Annotated in this window: 16 protein-coding genes; 7 read left to right on the top strand and 9 right to left on the bottom strand. The window is 60.6% G+C overall.

All coding sequences use genetic code 11. The features are described 5' to 3' along the window. Position 1 precedes the first annotated feature (1 nt). The 5 genes from cmaX to QRN48_RS18410 all read left to right on the top strand — a co-directional run bounded on the left by cmaX (position 2) and on the right by QRN48_RS18410 (position 3,998). A complete protein-coding gene (gene cmaX, locus QRN48_RS18430; protein ID WP_037011043.1) occupies positions 2-997 on the top strand; it encodes a divalent cation transporter CmaX in 996 nt (331 codons plus the stop codon). Between the two features lie 87 nt (positions 998-1,084). Continuing rightward, positions 1,085-1,348, top strand: a complete 264-nt coding sequence (locus QRN48_RS18425; RefSeq protein ID WP_037011042.1) for a hypothetical protein — start codon at positions 1,085-1,087, stop codon at positions 1,346-1,348. A 2-nt stretch (positions 1,349-1,350) separates the two neighbouring features. Further along, on the top strand, positions 1,351-2,175 hold the full coding sequence (locus QRN48_RS18420; protein ID WP_037011040.1) for a mechanosensitive ion channel family protein: 825 nt from the start codon (positions 1,351-1,353) through the stop codon (positions 2,173-2,175). 90 nt (positions 2,176-2,265) lie between these two features. Further along, the gene (gene sigX, locus QRN48_RS18415) at positions 2,266-2,856 is read left to right on the top strand and encodes an RNA polymerase sigma factor SigX (protein ID WP_037011038.1); all 591 of its coding nucleotides are present in this window, start codon (positions 2,266-2,268) and stop codon (positions 2,854-2,856) included. 107 nt (positions 2,857-2,963) lie between these two features. After that, positions 2,964-3,998, top strand: coding sequence for an OmpA family protein (locus tag QRN48_RS18410; protein ID WP_037011036.1), 1,035 nt, complete (start codon positions 2,964-2,966; stop codon positions 3,996-3,998). Between the two features lie 97 nt (positions 3,999-4,095). On the opposite strand, the gene QRN48_RS18405 is transcribed toward QRN48_RS18410, so the two are convergent. From QRN48_RS18405 to QRN48_RS18390, 4 genes are all read right to left on the bottom strand, one after another. Continuing rightward, entirely contained in the window at positions 4,096-5,757 is a 1,662-nt protein-coding gene (locus QRN48_RS18405) for a bifunctional protein-serine/threonine kinase/phosphatase (RefSeq protein WP_285352252.1), read from the bottom strand. 42 nt (positions 5,758-5,799) lie between these two features. Then, positions 5,800-7,011 (bottom strand): nitrate/nitrite transporter, encoded by a 1,212-nt coding sequence (locus tag QRN48_RS18400; RefSeq protein WP_191943603.1) that lies wholly within the window; start codon positions 7,009-7,011, stop codon positions 5,800-5,802. A gap of 465 nt (positions 7,012-7,476) precedes the next feature. Beyond that, positions 7,477-8,052 carry an ANTAR domain-containing response regulator gene (locus QRN48_RS18395; RefSeq protein ID WP_191943602.1) on the bottom strand — a complete coding sequence of 192 codons (576 nt, stop codon included), beginning with the start codon at positions 8,050-8,052 and terminating at the stop codon, positions 7,477-7,479. Positions 8,053-8,064: 12 nt separating this feature from the next. Next, complete coding sequence (locus QRN48_RS18390) at positions 8,065-9,273, bottom strand: CmpA/NrtA family ABC transporter substrate-binding protein (protein WP_191943601.1); 1,209 nt, start codon at positions 9,271-9,273, stop codon at positions 8,065-8,067. Positions 9,274-9,549: 276 nt separating this feature from the next. Here QRN48_RS18390 and QRN48_RS18385 point away from each other — a divergent pair, with 276 nt between their 5' ends. Continuing rightward, positions 9,550-10,581, top strand: coding sequence for a quinone-dependent dihydroorotate dehydrogenase (locus QRN48_RS18385; RefSeq protein WP_191943600.1), 1,032 nt, complete (start codon positions 9,550-9,552; stop codon positions 10,579-10,581). Between the two features lie 131 nt (positions 10,582-10,712). Here the strand turns inward: QRN48_RS18385 and rmf are convergent, their stop codons facing one another. Then, positions 10,713-10,928 (bottom strand): ribosome modulation factor, encoded by a 216-nt coding sequence (gene rmf / locus QRN48_RS18380; RefSeq protein ID WP_081955331.1) that lies wholly within the window; start codon positions 10,926-10,928, stop codon positions 10,713-10,715. A 568-nt stretch (positions 10,929-11,496) separates the two neighbouring features. Between rmf and rlmKL the strand changes: the two genes are divergently transcribed. Further along, positions 11,497-13,761, top strand: coding sequence for a bifunctional 23S rRNA (guanine(2069)-N(7))-methyltransferase RlmK/23S rRNA (guanine(2445)-N(2))-methyltransferase RlmL (gene rlmKL / locus QRN48_RS18375; RefSeq protein WP_285352192.1), 2,265 nt, complete (start codon positions 11,497-11,499; stop codon positions 13,759-13,761). Positions 13,762-13,858: 97 nt separating this feature from the next. Here rlmKL and QRN48_RS18370 read toward each other — a convergent pair whose 3' ends face one another. From QRN48_RS18370 to QRN48_RS18355, 4 genes are all read right to left on the bottom strand, one after another. Next, positions 13,859-14,251, bottom strand: coding sequence for a RidA family protein (locus QRN48_RS18370; protein WP_191943599.1), 393 nt, complete (start codon positions 14,249-14,251; stop codon positions 13,859-13,861). A 56-nt stretch (positions 14,252-14,307) separates the two neighbouring features. Beyond that, a complete protein-coding gene (locus QRN48_RS18365; protein WP_191943598.1) occupies positions 14,308-14,718 on the bottom strand; it encodes a RidA family protein in 411 nt (136 codons plus the stop codon). 99 nt (positions 14,719-14,817) lie between these two features. After that, entirely contained in the window at positions 14,818-15,798 is a 981-nt protein-coding gene (locus QRN48_RS18360; RefSeq protein WP_285352189.1) for an agmatinase, read from the bottom strand. A 40-nt stretch (positions 15,799-15,838) separates the two neighbouring features. Then, a complete protein-coding gene (locus QRN48_RS18355) occupies positions 15,839-16,606 on the bottom strand; it encodes an amino acid ABC transporter ATP-binding protein (RefSeq protein WP_198425279.1) in 768 nt (255 codons plus the stop codon). Positions 16,607-16,609: the final 3 nt, after the last annotated feature.

Raw genomic sequence — 16,609 nt, 5'->3', positions numbered from 1 at the left:
AATGTTCGACGAATCAAACGCGCAGTGGGGGCTGGTTCATGCCCTCGTGCTGGACGGTAAGGGCGGAGCGCGTTCGATTCCTCGAACCGAACTGGATGGTTTGCAACTGGAGCCCCACGAAAGCGTGTGGCTTCACTGGGATCGCAGTCATCCGCAGACCCAGACGTGGTTGCGCAGTGCGAGCGGGCTAAGCCAGTTCGTCTGTGACCTGATGCTGGAAGAGAACACCCGGCCGCGCTTGCTGGCGCTGCCCGAGAACGAGTTGTTGCTGTTCCTGCGTGGCGTCAACCTGAACCCGGGCGCCGAACCGGAGGACATGGTCTCGGTGCGGATTTTCGCGGCGGCTCAGCGAGTAATCTCATTGCGCCTGCGCTCCCTGCGGGCGACTGACGAGTTGATCGCCTCGCTCAACGAAGGCAAGGGGCCCAAAACCGCATCAGAGCTGCTGCTTTATCTGGCCCAGTTTCTCACCGACAAGGTGCAGGCCGTCGTCAGCGAGCTGACCGAATTGGTCGATGACATGGAAGAACGCATAGATGCCGACGAGCGGTATATGCCCGAGCACGGCAACATGGTGCACATCCGCAGGCGCGCGGCAGGGCTGCGGCGTTTTCTTGCACCGCAGCGTGAGATCTACGCGCAACTGACGCGCAGCAAGATGCCGTGGTTCGTGGAGGACGATGCGGACTACTGGAACGAATTGAACAACAGTCTCACCCGGTATCTGGAAGAGCTGGAATTGACCCGAGAGCGAGTGGGGCTGGTGCTTGAGGCCGAAGACCGCCGCCTCAGCGAGCGCATGAACAGGACCATGTACCGGTTTGGCATCATCACTGGAATTTTTCTGCCGATGAGCTTTCTGACAGGCTTGCTGGGCATCAACGTGGGAGGCATTCCCGGCTCGGAAAACCCATACGGTTTTCTCTTCGCGTGCCTTTTGATGCTGGTGGTTGCGATAGGCCAGATGTGGTTGTTCAAGCGCCTGCGTTGGGTATAACGGTAAAAAAGTCACAGCCGTCTGGATGTGTTGTGTGACTCCTGCACATCTGCCTGCGTCTTTCAGTGACATAGCGTGAGGTGCCCGATGCACGACCCGTTTGAAGAATCACTGCGAGACATGCTCAATTCGTCGTCCAGCAGCCGCGACGACGATGCCGTTCTGGGCCGGGTATTGAAGACCGCTAACCGTCAGGTGGGCGCCGGTGATCTGTTCAGTCTTCTGGGTCGTTGCACGCAAGCGTTGATGATTGCCGTAAACAACGGCTCCGCTCACGTTTCACCTGTTTCCCGTCGCAAGGCGACACGCGCCGGCACCACGTTTACCGGCGCACAAGACAAGGCTGATTGAATATGGAATTGGATCTCTGGACGCAGAGTCTGGTCACTGCAATGACTGCGTTGTGGACCAAAGTGGCAAACTTCATCCCGAATCTGTTCGGGGCTCTGGTGGTCGTGCTTTTGGGTTTCGTGGTGGCGAAGCTGCTCGACACCCTGCTTTCCAAGCTGTTGGCAAAACTCGGTCTTGATCGGCTGATGGGCGGTACGGGGCTGACCAAGCTTATCAGCCGCGCAGGCATTCAGGTCCCGATTTCCACCTTGATCGGCAAGATCGTTTATTGGTTCGTGCTCTTGATTTTTCTGGTGTCGGCGGCAGAATCGCTGGGGCTGGAGCGGGTATCCGCGACGCTGGACATGCTTGCGCTGTATCTGCCGAAAGTATTCGGCGCTGCGCTGGTGTTGCTGGTGGGCGTATTGCTCGCGCAACTGGTTAACGGCATCGTGCGTGGCGCGGCCGAAGGGGTAGGGCTGGATTACTCGGCCGGCCTCGGCAGGATCGCTCAGTGGCTGGTGATCATCATCAGTATTTCGGTGGCGATCAGTCAGCTTGAGGTCAAAACGGACCTGCTGAACCACGTCATCGTCATCGGATTGATTACCGTTGGTCTGGCCGTTGCGTTGGCCATGGGTCTGGGAAGCCGCGAAATCGCGAGCCAGATCCTGGCGGGAATTTATGTACGGGAGTTGTACCAGGTAGGGCAACAAGTGCGTGTTGGAGAGGTCGAAGGGCAGATCGAGGAAATTGGCACGGTGAAAACCACCCTGCTGACCGAGGAAGGCGAGTTGGTGTCTTTGTCCAACCGGATCCTCCTTGAGCAGCGAGTGAGCAGCCGTTGAGTCGGCGAACCTGCTAATGTATGCCGCCGCAAAAATCCGGGCGAGTTCCGGGTGCGGTGGACATCTCCCTGACCGTCGGCACGACTTGTTTTGAATAACGCTCAATCGCCCTCTCTGCGCTATGACCCACGCGAGCTCTCCGACGAGGAGCTGGTGGCGCGCTCGCACGACGAGCTGTTCCATGTCACGCGTGCGTATGAAGAGCTGATGCGTCGTTACCAGCGGACACTTTTTAACGTGTGCGCACGTTATCTGGGGAACGATCGCGATGCTGACGATGTCTGTCAGGAAGTGATGCTTAAGGTGTTGTATGGGTTGAAGAACTTCGAGGGTAAATCGAAGTTCAAAACCTGGCTCTACAGCATTACGTACAACGAATGCATCACGCAGTACAGGAAGGAGCGGCGAAAGCGTCGGTTGCTGGACGCTTTGAGTCTTGACCCCCTCGAGGAAGCGTCGGAAGAAAAGGCGCCGAAACCAGAAGAAAAGGGCGGGCTTGATCGCTGGCTTGTGTATGTGAACCCGATCGACAGAGAGATTCTGGTGCTACGATTTGTCGCAGAGCTGGAGTTTCAGGAGATCGCAGACATCATGCACATGGGCCTGAGTGCCACGAAAATGCGCTACAAACGGGCACTTGATAAATTACGTGAGAAATTTGCAGGCGTTACCGAAACTTAACTCGGCGCAAATATCTCTAACGAGCAGGCAAGTTCTGATAGACTTGCCGACGAGTTGTCTCTCGCTTAGGGGGACTGCTTTACAATCACCAGATGGGGATTTAACGGATGAAACTGAAAAACACCTTGGGCTTGGCCATTGGTACTATTGTTGCCGCAACTTCGTTCGGCGCTCTGGCACAAGGCCAAGGCGCAGTCGAAATCGAAGGCTTCGCCAAGAAAGAACAGTTCGACAGCGCTCGTAACTTCAAAAACGACGGCAACCTGTTCGGCGGTTCTGTTGGCTACTTCCTGACCGACGACGTTGAATTGCGTCTGGGCTATGACGAAGTGCACAACGTCCGTAGCGACAATGGCCAGAACATCAAGGGCGCGAACACCGCTCTGGACGCTCTGTACCACTTCAACAACCCGGGCGACATGCTGCGTCCATACGTTTCGGCTGGTTTCTCCGATCAGAGCATCGATCAGAACGGCAGCAACGGTCGTAACCGTTCCACCTTCGCCAACATCGGCGGCGGTGCCAAGCTGTACTTCACTGACAACTTCTATGCCCGTGCTGGCGTTGAAGCTCAGTACAACATCGACCAGGGCGACACCGAGTGGGCTCCTAGCGTCGGTATCGGTGTGAACTTCGGCGGCGGTTCGAAGAAAGTTGAAGCAGCACCAGCTCCAGTAGCTGAAGTGTGCTCCGACAGCGACAACGACGGCGTCTGCGACAACGTTGACAAGTGCCCGGACACCCCTGCAAACGTGACCGTTGACGCTAACGGCTGCCCAGCTGTTGCTGAAGTCGTTCGTGTAGAGCTGGACGTTAAATTCGACTTCAACAAGTCGGTTGTGAAGCCAAACAGCTACGGCGACATCAAGAACCTGGCTGACTTCATGAAGCAGTACCCACAGACCACCACCACTGTTGAAGGTCACACTGACTCCGTCGGTCCTGACGCTTACAACCAGAAGCTGTCCGAGCGTCGTGCAAACGCCGTTAAGCAAGTTCTGGTTAACCAGTACGGTGTTGGCGCTAACCGCGTGAACTCGGTTGGCTACGGCGAAACTCGCCCAGTTGCTGACAACGCAACTGACGCTGGCCGTGCTGTTAACCGCCGCGTAGAAGCACAAGTAGAAGCCCAAGCTAAGTAATTAGCCTCGCTTCACGAAAAACCCGGCCTAGGCCGGGTTTTTCTTTGCCTGCGATTTAGCATCCGCAGTGAACCGTCGGGTAGGGATCTGCTGTGGTTCAGGGCTTGAGCATCCAGGCCAGCATCAGCAGATTGATTACTAGCGAGAGCAAGGCCACTGTGCGCCAGACCTTCAACGGCTCCCGTTCAAGCAACGGCAGCGTGCGCCGGTCATGTGGCTGTAGTTCGCCTTGTCGAAACGCTATCAACCAATGCTCGGCCGTCTCGAAGCGCTTGAGTGGGTCAGCAAGCAATGCGCGCTCTAGATGATGTTCCAGCCACTCCGGGACATCCGGGCGGTAACGGCCGGCGGGTTGTGGGTGACCATAGCGGTGGTGCTGGAAGGGTTCGATTTCGCCGTAGGGGTAGTGGCCGGTCAGCAGAAAGTACAGCGTCACGCTGGCCGCATACAGATCGAACGCGGGGCAGGGCTCCGCGCCGTCGAAGGCTTCGGGCGGCATGAAGCTGGGTGTGCCAGGCACATCACCGTCCTCAACGACATACAGTCCGGGACAGTAGGCCAACCCGAAGTCCAGCACGCGGAGTGCGCCTGACGCATCGAGCAGCAGGTTCTCCGGTTTGATGTCGCGGTGAATGATATTGCGGCGGTGCAACAGCGCCACGGCGCCGATGAGGTTCTGCGCCAGTCCAAGCCATTGAGGCAGCGGCATCGGTCCGTCACTCACGAAGAGCTCGGCAAGGGTTCGGCCCGCATGCTCACGCATCACGTAATACAAGTGCTGGCGCTGGGTGCAGGCATGCACCTGCGGGAAGCTGACGCCTGCGACGCGCCTCAGAAACCACTCTTCGAGCAACAAGGCTTGCCCTGCGCCCGCTTCATCAACCCGCGCGGGCGCAATCGTCTTCAACAGCCATGGCTGCTGCTGACTGTCGCGGACGCGATAGAGCAGCGATTGCCGCGAGTCGCCAATACGTCCCTCAACGTGCCAGCCCTCAAATGTCTGGCCTGCCTTGAGCTTCGGCGGGACGGGCCACTGTTGCAGTTGCATCAATGTTTCGCCCAGGCTGTCGGAGCCCAACTGATCAACCTCAATCAGTACAGCGCTGGCATTGTCGGTGCTACCGCACAGATGTGCCGCGTTGACTAATGTGCGCACGGCCGTATCCAGGTCGGCTTGTTCGCCGAGAATCGCACCTATCTTCGCGTCACCCAATGTCGCCCACACGCCGTCGCTGACTAGCAGCAGGCGCTCGCCTGCGTGGAGTTCACCGTCCAGGTAGTCCATGACCACGTACTGGTCCAGGCCGAGTGCGCGTTTGAGCACGTGTTGCATGTCGGGCTGCTCCCAGACATGGTCTTGGCTGATTCGCTGAAGCTGGCCCGGCTGCCATCGGTACACGCGGCAGTCGCCGACGTGGGCGAGGGTGAAGCGACGCCCGCGCAGGACCAGCGCGCTCAGCGTGGTCAACAAGCCGTTGGCGAGCAGCCAGCGGTTCTGCGCAAGAAGAAGGCGATCCATCGCCACTGCGACGCTCCAGGTTTCCGGCGTCGCGTAGTAATCCATCGCCAGCGCCTGCAAGGTGGCGCGAGCGGCCAGGCCGCCGTCGGCGCATTGGCTGACACCGTCGGCAAGCGCGAACAAGTAGCCCTTGCTGGCGGCGAGGGCCGGGGCGGGTGTCACCACGCGCATGGCGTCCTGATTTTCGGCGCGCGGCCCGGTCGCGCTGTGTTCGGCGACGCGCAGTTGCAGGCCGCTCACGGTATTGGCGACCCGGACGTTGGGCTGATTGAGACTCACGCTCTAGACGCGGGCGGCGGTCACCGCCGCCGAGCCCCAGGTGGTTCTCCAGCGACGCTTGACGTTCATCAGCCCGAACCACGCCAGCACGCCCAGCAGCGCAAACAGCCAAAGGCCCAATTGGTATTCGCCGGTGTTCTGTTTGATGGCCCCCAGTCCTGCGGCAAGCAGGAAGCCGCCGATGCCGCCGGCCATGCCGATGAGCCCGGTCATCACGCCGATCTCTTTGCGAAAGCGTTGTGGCACCAGTTGGAACACCGCGCCATTGCCGGCCCCGAGACCCAACATGGCAGCGACGAACAATGCCAGGGCCGCCCACGAACTGGGCAGGTTGAAGCCGACTGCTGCAATGCAGATTGCCGCCACTGCGTACATCCCGGAGAGGGTTCTGATACCGCCGAAGCGATCGGCCAGCGCGCCGCCCAACGGGCGCATCATGCTGCCGCCAAACACGCAGGCGGCGGTGTAGTAGCCGGCGGTCACCGGGCTCAGGCCGTATTGGTCGTTGAAGTAGCCGGGCAGGGCGCTGGCCAGACCGATGAAGCCGCCAAAGGTCACGCTGTAGAAGAACATGAACCACCAGCTGTCGCGGTCGCCCAGTGCCTTGAAGTAGTCGGCCATGGACTTGGCTTTGGGACGTTCGGGCGCGTTTTTCGCCATCAACGAGAACGCAATCAGGGTCAGCAGCAACGGCGCCACAGCAAACCCGAACACGTTGTTCCAGCCAAAGCTGGCGGCCAGGACCGGCGCGATCAGGGCGGCGAACACGGTCCCGGAGTTGCCGGCGCCGGCGATGCCCAACGCCTTGCCCTGATGCTGCGGCGGGTACCACTGCGAGGCCAGCGGCAGTGCGACGGCGAACGAGGCGCCAGCCATGCCCAGAAACACGCCTAACAGCAGCGCCTGTTCGTAGCTGTGGATCCCCAGCTGCCAGGCACCCAGCAGGGCGGCGATAACGATCACCTGGCCGATGATGCCGGCGGTTTTCGGTGAAAGCTGATCGGCGAGCATGCCCATGATGAAGCGCAACACGGCGCCTGCCAGGATGGGCGTGGCGACCATCAGGCCGCGTTGCTGAGTGGTGAGGTGCAAATCGGCGGCGATCTGCACCGCCAGCGGGCCGAGCAGATACCAGACCATGAAGCTCAGGTCGAAGTACAGGAACGCGGCGAAGAGCGTCGGTTTGTGGCCGGCTTTCCAGAAACTTGTATTCATCTAACACCTCATCTGCAGGAAATTCGTGATCGGTGCCGGCATCGCTCGCACCGCTACGGGTCAGGTCATGCAGGCGAAGCACCAGAGCGGCACTCCACCCGCCCCGATGTGCTCGGGGCTAAAACGAAAAAACGCCGCAGCCCTGCGCGGATTCGCGAAGGGGTGCGACGTCTGTGTCGTGAGTGGGCAACCGCCGTTGGCTACCTGTGAGGTCTAACTAGCAAAACGCACGCCAGAATCACCCCGGCTGCACGGGGTTCATTTTGTAGGACCCGGCTTACCGCGGGCCGCGTTCGGACGAATGCGGTGGGTCAGCGGTGTAGATGTCGGCTGACAGGAAGGTTCGCCAGCAAGCCGGCTCCTACAGGGTGAGCTGCGTGTAGTCAGGTGATCACCGGCAGCCTTCGCTGGCTTGCTGAAGCTTCATTAAGCTTGCTCCCGGACATTGCGGCAGTCTCCAGGCCATCAACCCAACAACTCGCTCATGGCGATGATCTGTTCGGCCACCTGTATCAGCTTCTGCTGGCGGCTCATGGCCTGGCGTCGCATCAGCGTGTACGCCTCCTCCTCGTTGCACTGCTTCATCTTCATCAACAGGCCCTTGGCGGTCTCGATGCGTTTGCGTTCGGCCAGTTGCAGGTCACGGGCGTGCAGTTGCGCACGCAGGTCCTGGTCGCTTTCAAAGCGCGCCATCGCCACATCGAGAATCGGCTGCAGACGCTGGGCGTGGATGCCTTCAACGATGTAGGCACTGACCCCCGACTTGATCGCCTGGCGCATCACGCCGGGATCGTGCTCGTCAGTAAACATCACGATCGGACGTGGCAGGTCTCGGGTCACCAGCACCACTTGCTCCAGAACGTCCCGGCCAGGGGATTCGGTGTCGATGAGAATCACGTCGGGGCGCACGGCCTGTACGCGCGCCGGCAAATCGATGGTGAGGCCGGATTCGTCGATCACCTCGAAACCGGCTTCGGTCAGCGCAGCCTTGAGGCGACCGACTTTTTTCGGGGTGTCGTTGATCAGCAGGATTCGCAGCATGTCGGCGTCTCCTCAGTGATCAGCGCTAACGAGGGCGGCATCGGCGAGGGCATGCAGTTTGAAACTGCGCGCGTACCGGGCGGGGTCGCTGCCATCCCAGACCTTGCCGTCGATTAACTGACTGCTGCGCATTGGCGATGCGGGGACGGCGATGTCCAGCGCCTCGGCGGCCTGACGGTACAACCCCAACTGCTGGACGCTGCGAGCCACGCCGAGATAATCCGGGTCCTGGCGCAGCAAGCCCCAGCGGCGAAACTGGGTCATGAACCACATGCCGTCCGACAGCCACGGCATGTTGACCTCGCCGTTACGATGGAAGCGGATGGCATGGTGATCGGACCACTGGTTGCCGAGCCCGTCGTCGTACTCGCCGAGCAACCTGGATTCGATCGCGCCAACCGGCGCATTGACGTAGTCGGCGGCGCTGAGCAATTGCGCGGTGCTGCGCCGGTTATCCGGATTTGCCTCAATGAAGCGGCTGGCTTGCAGTACCGCCATCACCAGTGCCCGCGCGGTGTTTGGATACTGGCGGACAAATTCGAGACTGCACGCCAGGACCTTTTCCGGGTGGTCCGGCCAGATGGCCTGAGACGTCGCCAGTGTGAAGCCCAGCTTCTGTTGCACCGCGCTGGCGCCCCACGGCTCACCGACGCAAAAGCCATCGATGCGCCCGGCCTGCAGATGCTCGACCATTTGCGGCGGCGGCACGACCACGCTGTTGACGTCGCGCAGCGGGTGAATGCCTTGGCTCGCGAGCCAGTAATAAAGCCACAGCGCGTGATTGCCGGTGGGGAATGTTTGCGCGAACGTCAGTTTTGAGTCGCTTTGGTGCGTATGCCGATCAAGTGCCTCAGGAGTGGTCACGCCGGCGTCCTGCAGCGAGCGCGACAGGTTGATGCTCTGACCGTTCTGATTCAGGCCCATGAGGACGGCCATGTCTGTTGCGGGGCCGGCCAGACCCAATTGAACGGCGTAGACCAGGCCGTAGAGGCTGTGGGCAGCGTGCAGCTCGCCGCTGACCAACTTGTCGCGCAGATTTGCCCACGACGTCTGCCGGTGCAGGTTGATGTGCAGCCCGTACGGCTGGGCAAAGCCCTGGGTGGCGGCGACGACCAGCGAGGCGCTGTCGGTGAGGGCCATGAAGCCGAGGTCGACGCTGGCCAGTTCGGGGGCGTCGCTGCCGTTGATCCAGACCTGCGAAGGGTTAATCGTGTCATTCATTGTTTACGAGCCCGCCTGGAGGTCGGCATGTGCAAGAGAGCGCTGCCGAACGTCCAAAAAAAACGCCGCCCCGCCCCGGTTGATCCGGGGCGACAGCGACGTCGTTGTCCTGTGTCTCGCTCCGCCGTTGGATCGAGTCGATGAAGGGCAGCAAGCAAGCGATATGCCAGTGGCGGAGGTGGGCTTCAGCAAAGTTCTCGACATGCCTCGCGCTTGGCCCGTACCGGCGTTTATAATCCGCCGCTGATCCCAGCCGCAATCGAGCCGCGACCGCCCATGTATAACCTGGCCCGCCAGTTACTGTTCAAACTTTCCCCGGAAGCGTCCCACGATCTGTCCATCGATCTGATTGGAGCCGGTGGGCGCCTGGGCCTTAATGGCCTGTTCAACAAGGCACCGATGCAGCTGCCGGTGACCGTCATGGGCCTGCGCTTCCCCAACCCGGTCGGGCTGGCGGCGGGGCTGGACAAGAACGGCGCGGCCATCGACGGTTTTGCCCAGCTGGGCTTCGGTTTCGTCGAAATCGGCACCGTCACGCCACGCCCGCAACCGGGCAATCCGAAGCCGCGCATTTTCCGCCTGCCCCACGCCGAGGCCATCATCAACCGCATGGGCTTCAACAATCTGGGCGTCGACAATCTGGTCAGCCGTGTGCAGGCCGCGCAGTACAACGGCGTGCTGGGCATCAACATCGGCAAGAATGCCGACACGCCGGTCGAGCGGGCAGTCGATGATTACCTTATCTGTCTGGACAAGGTCTACGACCACGCCAGCTACATCACCGTCAACGTCAGTTCGCCGAACACGCCCGGGCTGCGCAGCCTGCAGTTCGGCGATTCACTCAAGCAGTTGCTCCAGGCCTTGCGTTCGCGCCAGGAAGCCCTGACCCACATTCACGGCAAGCGTGTGCCGCTGGCGATCAAGATCGCCCCGGACATGACCGATGAGGAAACCGTGCTGGTTGCCAGCGCGCTGCTGGAGTCGGGAATGGATGCCGTGATTGCAACCAACACCACCCTCAGCCGTCAGGGCGTCGAAGGGTTGCCCCACGGCGACGAAACTGGCGGGCTCTCGGGCGCTCCGGTGCGCGAGCAGAGCACGCACATCGTCAAAGTGCTGGCTGGTGAGTTGGGCGGGCGGATGCCGATCATCGCCGCCGGCGGCATCACCGAAGGCAGGCACGCCGCCGAGAAGATCGCGGCCGGAGCGAGTCTGGTGCAGATCTATTCGGGTTTTATTTACAAGGGGCCGGCGCTGATTCGCGAATCGGTGGACGCCATCGCATCGATGAGCCGTCAAGCAGTGTGACGAAAAGAGGGGTTCCCACTGGAACCCCTCTTGGGCCTTGGCCCGCCGCCCGGGTGGGACGTGCGTGTTATCGGTGTAGCGAGTCAAAAATGTCGAAGAAGCTTTAGGTCAGGCTGTAACGTGAGGTTGCGTCAGCCGACCGCGTGAAGTTCGTTGAGTCTGTGAATGCCCGCAGTGCCGGTCATACCGTCCCAGTTGTCGCCGCGTCCTTCTCGCCAGCCATTGATCCAGGCTTGACGCACTGACGGTAGAGTAAATGGGCAAAGCTCACGGGATTTACCAGATACGCCGTATTGATATCCGCGCGAAAATGCTCTTTCCAACGGATCACGCTTAAGTCTTCTCATAGGGTGTTGCCCTCGTTTGTTGACTGTAATGTCCCTGGAGACCTCGGGTTGAGGTCGGGCAGAAATGCTCTGCCATTAACGGCCCGCTGCCGGCGTCGCGGGCTTGATGCCATCGCCGTTGCGGTGATGGCCTGAATGATTTCTAACCAATGAAGGTTGCCCTGTGAATGACCGTTTAGTCATAAGAACGTCATATCTCAGGCATAAGCGCCATAAGGCGTGCAGCCTTTGAACCGCGCTTTTTTTTGAAAGCCCCTTGAACCGCGGTTCCTGGGGGAGAGTGCAAACGTTTCGCACTTACGACTGATGGCCGTTTGCGGCCAGCCGAAAAGCGACGAAGGGTCACTGATGTGACTTTTTATTGCCGCCACCGTCGTGCTGAATAGTCTTTTTTTTATACCAAACCGTCGCGTTCACACGTTGGCGGGCCGTCGTATCCGAAATGCATCGGTGCGAAGGACAGGCACAAACTGTGTGCCGCGCAGCCGTCCTCCTTGAAAGGCGTCTGTTTGAATCGGGTCGGACAATGCGTTGTCCGGCCGCTATAGCCCAAGGCTCTGGAATACTCATGTCGGACCGTTACGAACTCTTCCTCACCTGCCCGAAGGGCCTCGAAGGCTTGCTTGCCGAGGAGGCCACTGCCCTTGGCCTGGAGGAAACCCGCGAGCACACGTCGGCCATTCGCGGCACCGCCGACATGGAGACCGCCTACCGGCTGTGCCTGTGGTCGCGACTGGCCAACCGGGTACTGCTGGTCCTCAAGCGCTTCCCGATGAAGGACGCCGAAGACCTTTATCACGGCGTGCACGACATCGAGTGGGCTGACCATCTGGAGCCGGAAGGCACGCTGGCCGTGGAGTTCAGCGGGCACGGTTCGGGCATCGACAACACGCATTTCGGCGCCTTGAAGGTCAAAGACGGCATCGTCGACCGCTTGCGCACTGCCGACGGACTGCGCCCCTCGGTCGATAAAATCAACCCCGACCTGCGCGTGCACCTGCGCCTGGACCGGGGCGAAGCGATTTTGTCCCTGGACCTGTCCGGCCACAGCCTGCACCAGCGCGGTTACCGCCTGCAGCAAGGCGCTGCGCCGCTCAAGGAAAACCTCGCCGCCGCCATTCTGATTCGCTCCGGCTGGCCACGCATTGCTGCTGAAGGCGGCGCGCTGGCTGACCCGATGTGCGGCGTCGGCACATTCCTGGTGGAGGCGGCGATGATTGCCGCTGATATCGCGCCCAACCTCAAGCGCGAGCGTTGGGGTTTCTCCGCGTGGCTGGGTCACGTGCCGGCGATCTGGCGCAAGCTGCACGACGAAGCGCTGGAGAGGGCGCAAGCCGGCCTGGCCAAACCGCCGTTGTGGATTCGCGGTTACGAAGCCGACCCGCGGTTGATTCAGCCCGGCCGCAATAACGTCGAACGCGCCGGCCTGAGCGAATGGATCAAGATCTATCAGGGCGAAGTGGCGACCTTCGAACCGCGTCCCGATCAGAACCAGACCGGTCTGGTCATCTGCAACCCGCCGTACGGGGAACGTCTGGGCGATGAGGCGAGCCTGCTTTATCTCTATCAGAACCTCGGCGAGCGTCTGCGTCAGGCCTGCCTGAACTGGGAGGCCGCAGTGTTCACCGGCGCCCCGGACCTGGGCAAGCGCATGGGCATCCGCAGCCACAAGCAATACGCGTTCTGGAACGGCGCGCTGCCGTGCAAGCTGCTGTTGATCAAAGTCCTGCCGGACCAGTTTGTGACCGGCGAGCGCCGCACACCGGAGCAGCGTCAGGCCGAACGTGAGCAGGCCGCTTACGACCAGACCCCGGACGCGCCGCAGGAGCGTCAGTACAACAAGAACGGCAACCCGATCAAGCCGGCACCGGCGCCGGTCATCGAGCAACCGCGCCTGAGCGAAGGCGGGCAGATGTTTGCCAATCGCCTGCAGAAGAACGTGAAGGCACTGGGCAAATGGGTCAAGCGCGAAGGCATCGATTGCTACCGCGTCTACGATGCGGACATGCCTGAGTACGCCATGGCCATCGACCTGTACCACGACTGGGTGCACGTCCAGGAATACGTGGCGCCGAAATCCATCGACCCGGAGAAAGCGTCCATCCGCATGTTCGATGCACTGGCAGCCATTCCGCAGGCACTGGGCATCGACAAGAGCCGGGTGGTGGTCAAGCGCCGCGAGCGCCAGAGCGGCACCAAACAGTACGAGCGCCAGAGCGCCCAGGGCAAATTCAACGAGGTCAACGAAGGCGGCGTCAAGCTGCTGGTCAACCTTACGGATTACCTGGACACCGGGCTGTTCCTCGATCACCGGCCGATGCGTATGCGCATTCAGCGCGAAGCGGCAGGCAAGCGTTTTCTCAACCTGTATTGCTACACCGCGACCGCCAGCGTGCACGCGGCCAAGGGCGGCGCGCGCAGCACCACCAGCGTCGACCTGTCCAAGACTTACCTGGACTGGGCCCGTCGCAACCTCTCGCTCAATGGTTTCTCTGACAAGAACCGTCTGGAGCAAAGCGATGTGATGGTCTGGCTTGAGGCCAGTCGTGACGAATACGACCTGATCTTCATCGACCCGCCGACCTTCTCGAACTCCAAGCGCATGGAAGGGGTGTTTGACGTGCAGCGCGATCAGGTGCAGTTGATCGACCTGGCCATGGCGCGCCTGGCGCCCGGCGGCGTGCTGTATTTCTCCAACAACTTCCGCAAGTTCCAGCTCGAAGAGACGCTGGTGGAGCGGTACGCGGTGGAAGAAATCACTCAGCAGACGGTTGACCCTGACTTTGCCCGCAACGGCAAAATCCACCGGGCGTGGAAAATCACTGCGCGTTGATGTCAGCGGCCTTCCAGCCGTTTGCGCGCTGATAGGGCAAGAGATGCCCGATTCCGGAAGCCACGCTGTTCAGGCAGCGTGGCATGAGTGCCGACGATCAGCGATGCACCGCGATGCACTTGATCTCCACCAGCAGCCCCGGCCTGGCAAGTTCTGTGACGCCCAGGCACGTCCATGCGCACGTACCTCGGGGGAAGACGCTGTCTTTTACGGCTCTGAACAGGGGCATGTCCCGCTGAATATCGGTGTGGTAGGTCGTCAGGTCCACGACGTCTTCAAAGGTGCAGCCTCCGGCCGCCAAAACCAGCCGCAGGTTTTCCCATGCGGCAATGAACTGCTGTTCCGGGTCGTCAATTACGGCCAGTTCAGGAGTGCGACCGACCTGGCCTGCGCAGTAGAGGGTTTTGCCGACTTTCACGGCCGGCGCGTAGCCTGCGCGCTCGGTCAGCAAACGCATTTCGTCCGGGATGATGATGTGACGGTCGTTCATGGGGTGCCTGAAGAGGGTTAGAAAAACCGGCCATTAGCCTATCCGTTCCGGAAAGATTACGCCGGAATCACCGCAATTACGTCGATTTCCATCAACCACTGCGGCTGCCCAAGCGCTGAAACCACCAGTCCGGTCGAGATCGGGAACACCCCCTTCAGCCATCTGCCCACCACCCGATACACTTCCTCGCGGTAACGCGGGTCGATGAGGTAAATGGTGATTTTAACGATGTCCTGCAACTGGCTGCCGGCTTCTTCCAGCAGTTGCTTGATGTTTTTCATGGCCTGTTCGGCCTGGGCACCGGCGTCGCCCAAACCAATCAGATTGCCTTCGAAGTCAGTGCCCAGTTGACCGCGAACGTAAACTGTATTGCCGGCACGCACGGCTTGGCACAGGTCGTTATCGAGCTTCTGGTTGGGGTAAGTGTCCTTGGTGTTGAACATGCGGATGCGGGTATGCGTGGGCATAGTAGACCTGCTGTTTTGATTAAAAAAATTAGGGTGGTTAAGCCAGTCCATGGCCCTGATTTCCGCCCGCCTGGAAGGCCAGCCGGTTCAGGCAAAGTCTCAGATCGCAGCGGCGGGCAGCGCAGGCGCATCGAAATAATCGGCCCGCACTGCGGCGCCAATGAGGTTGACGATCAAGCGTCCGGCAGTGATGCAACTGATGTTGTTGACGTCGGTGCCGGGGGTGATTTCGACGATGTCCATGCCCACCACCTTGCCTTTGTTCACCAGCCCGTGAATCAGCTTACGCATCTGCACGTAAGTGATGCCGCCGAGCGCAGGCCCGGCGACGCCCGGCATGATCGATGGATCCAGACCATCGGCGTCGATGGTCAGGTAGTAATTGCCGTTGTCCGGAATCTGATCCAGCACGGTCTGCATGCCGCTGTCATGCACGTCGTAGGCGGTGATCAGGTGCGCGCCGTAATCCACCGCCGCCTGGAAGTCTGCCTGTCGACCGCTGCCTTGAGCGCGCAGGCCGATCTGAAAGATCTCGCCGATATGCGCCATTTCCGAAGCCCGACGTATCGGACTGGACAGGCCGTCGCGCACACCATTTATCTCGTCGCGCCAGTCCAGATGCGCGTCGATGTGGATCAAGGTAATTTCGCCGCGACCTTCGTAGGCACGCAGGATCGGGATCGGGATGCTGTGGTCGCCGCCGAGGATAATCGGCAGTGCGCCAGCGTCGAGGATCTTGCGGATCGCCTGTTCAGACCGCAGGCCGTGGCTGCCAAGGTCGGTGGGGTCCGCCGGGACGTTGCCGCAGTCCACGACTTTCAGCGCGCGGTTGTCGTAGATCGTGCCGCCAACATCAAAATCGTAGTGGTGCAGGGCACGACAGATGCGGTCGCTCATCGCGCGAATCGCATCGGGCGCTTTGCTCTGGTCATTGCTGATGTGCTCGGCGACGTACGCCTTGCCGTAGGGCATGCCGATGATCGCGACATGAGCATCAAGGGTGTCGAGGTCCGTACAGATAGGCGACCACAAAAAGCTCTGGTGTTTTTTCGACGGTGCAACGGTCAGTGGGAAATCCATGGGCGTCTCCTGAATGAAAAAATACAAAATGCGACGGCGTTTAGCCTTCAGTGGAAAGAAAGCGGCGCAACTCGGGCGTCCGTGGGTTGGAAAAGAGTGTTTCGGGGTCGCCCGATTCATGCACCAGACCTTGATGCATGAAGACCACACGGTCACTGACTCGCCGGGCGAAGGCCATTTCATGAGTGACCATGATCAGCGTCATGCCTTCACGGGCCAGGCCTTCGACCACCTGCAGCACCTCGCCGACCAGTTCCGGGTCGAGCGCTGAAGTGATCTCGTCGCAAAGCAGCACTTGCGGGTTCATTGCCAGCGAGCGGGCAATGGCCACGCGCTGTTGTTGACCGCCGGACAGCTGATCGGGAAAGGCATCGAAGCGTTCGCCCAGGCCGACCCGCGTGAGCAGTTTGCGAGCATGGCGCTCGGCGTCCGCGCTGGAAGCTCTCTGCACCAGGCGCGGCGCGAGCATCACGTTCTGTCCGGCGCTCAGATGCGGGAACAGGTTGAAGCCCTGAAAGATCATGCCGACGTTCTGCCGCAGTTCGCGCAATGCGTTGCGGTCATCCGGACAAACCCTTTGGCCGTCAACCGTGACGCTGCCTTGCTGATATGCCTCGAGCCCGTTCATGCAACGCAGCAGCGTGCTCTTGCCCGAGCCGCTTTTGCCGATGATGCAGACCACTTCCTTGCGCGCGATTTGCAGGTCAACGTCTTTGAGCACTTCGTTATCGCCGAAGCGCTTGCGCAGGCCTCGAATATCCACCAGTGCAAAGCCGGGCTTGTCATCGAGTACGGGTGATACGTTCATATT

The sequence above is a fragment of the Pseudomonas sp. ME-P-057 genome, assembly GCF_030208975.1.
GTDB classification, from domain to species: domain Bacteria; phylum Pseudomonadota; class Gammaproteobacteria; order Pseudomonadales; family Pseudomonadaceae; genus Aquipseudomonas; species Aquipseudomonas lutea.
This window is presented reverse-complemented; position numbering and strand designations above follow the sequence as displayed.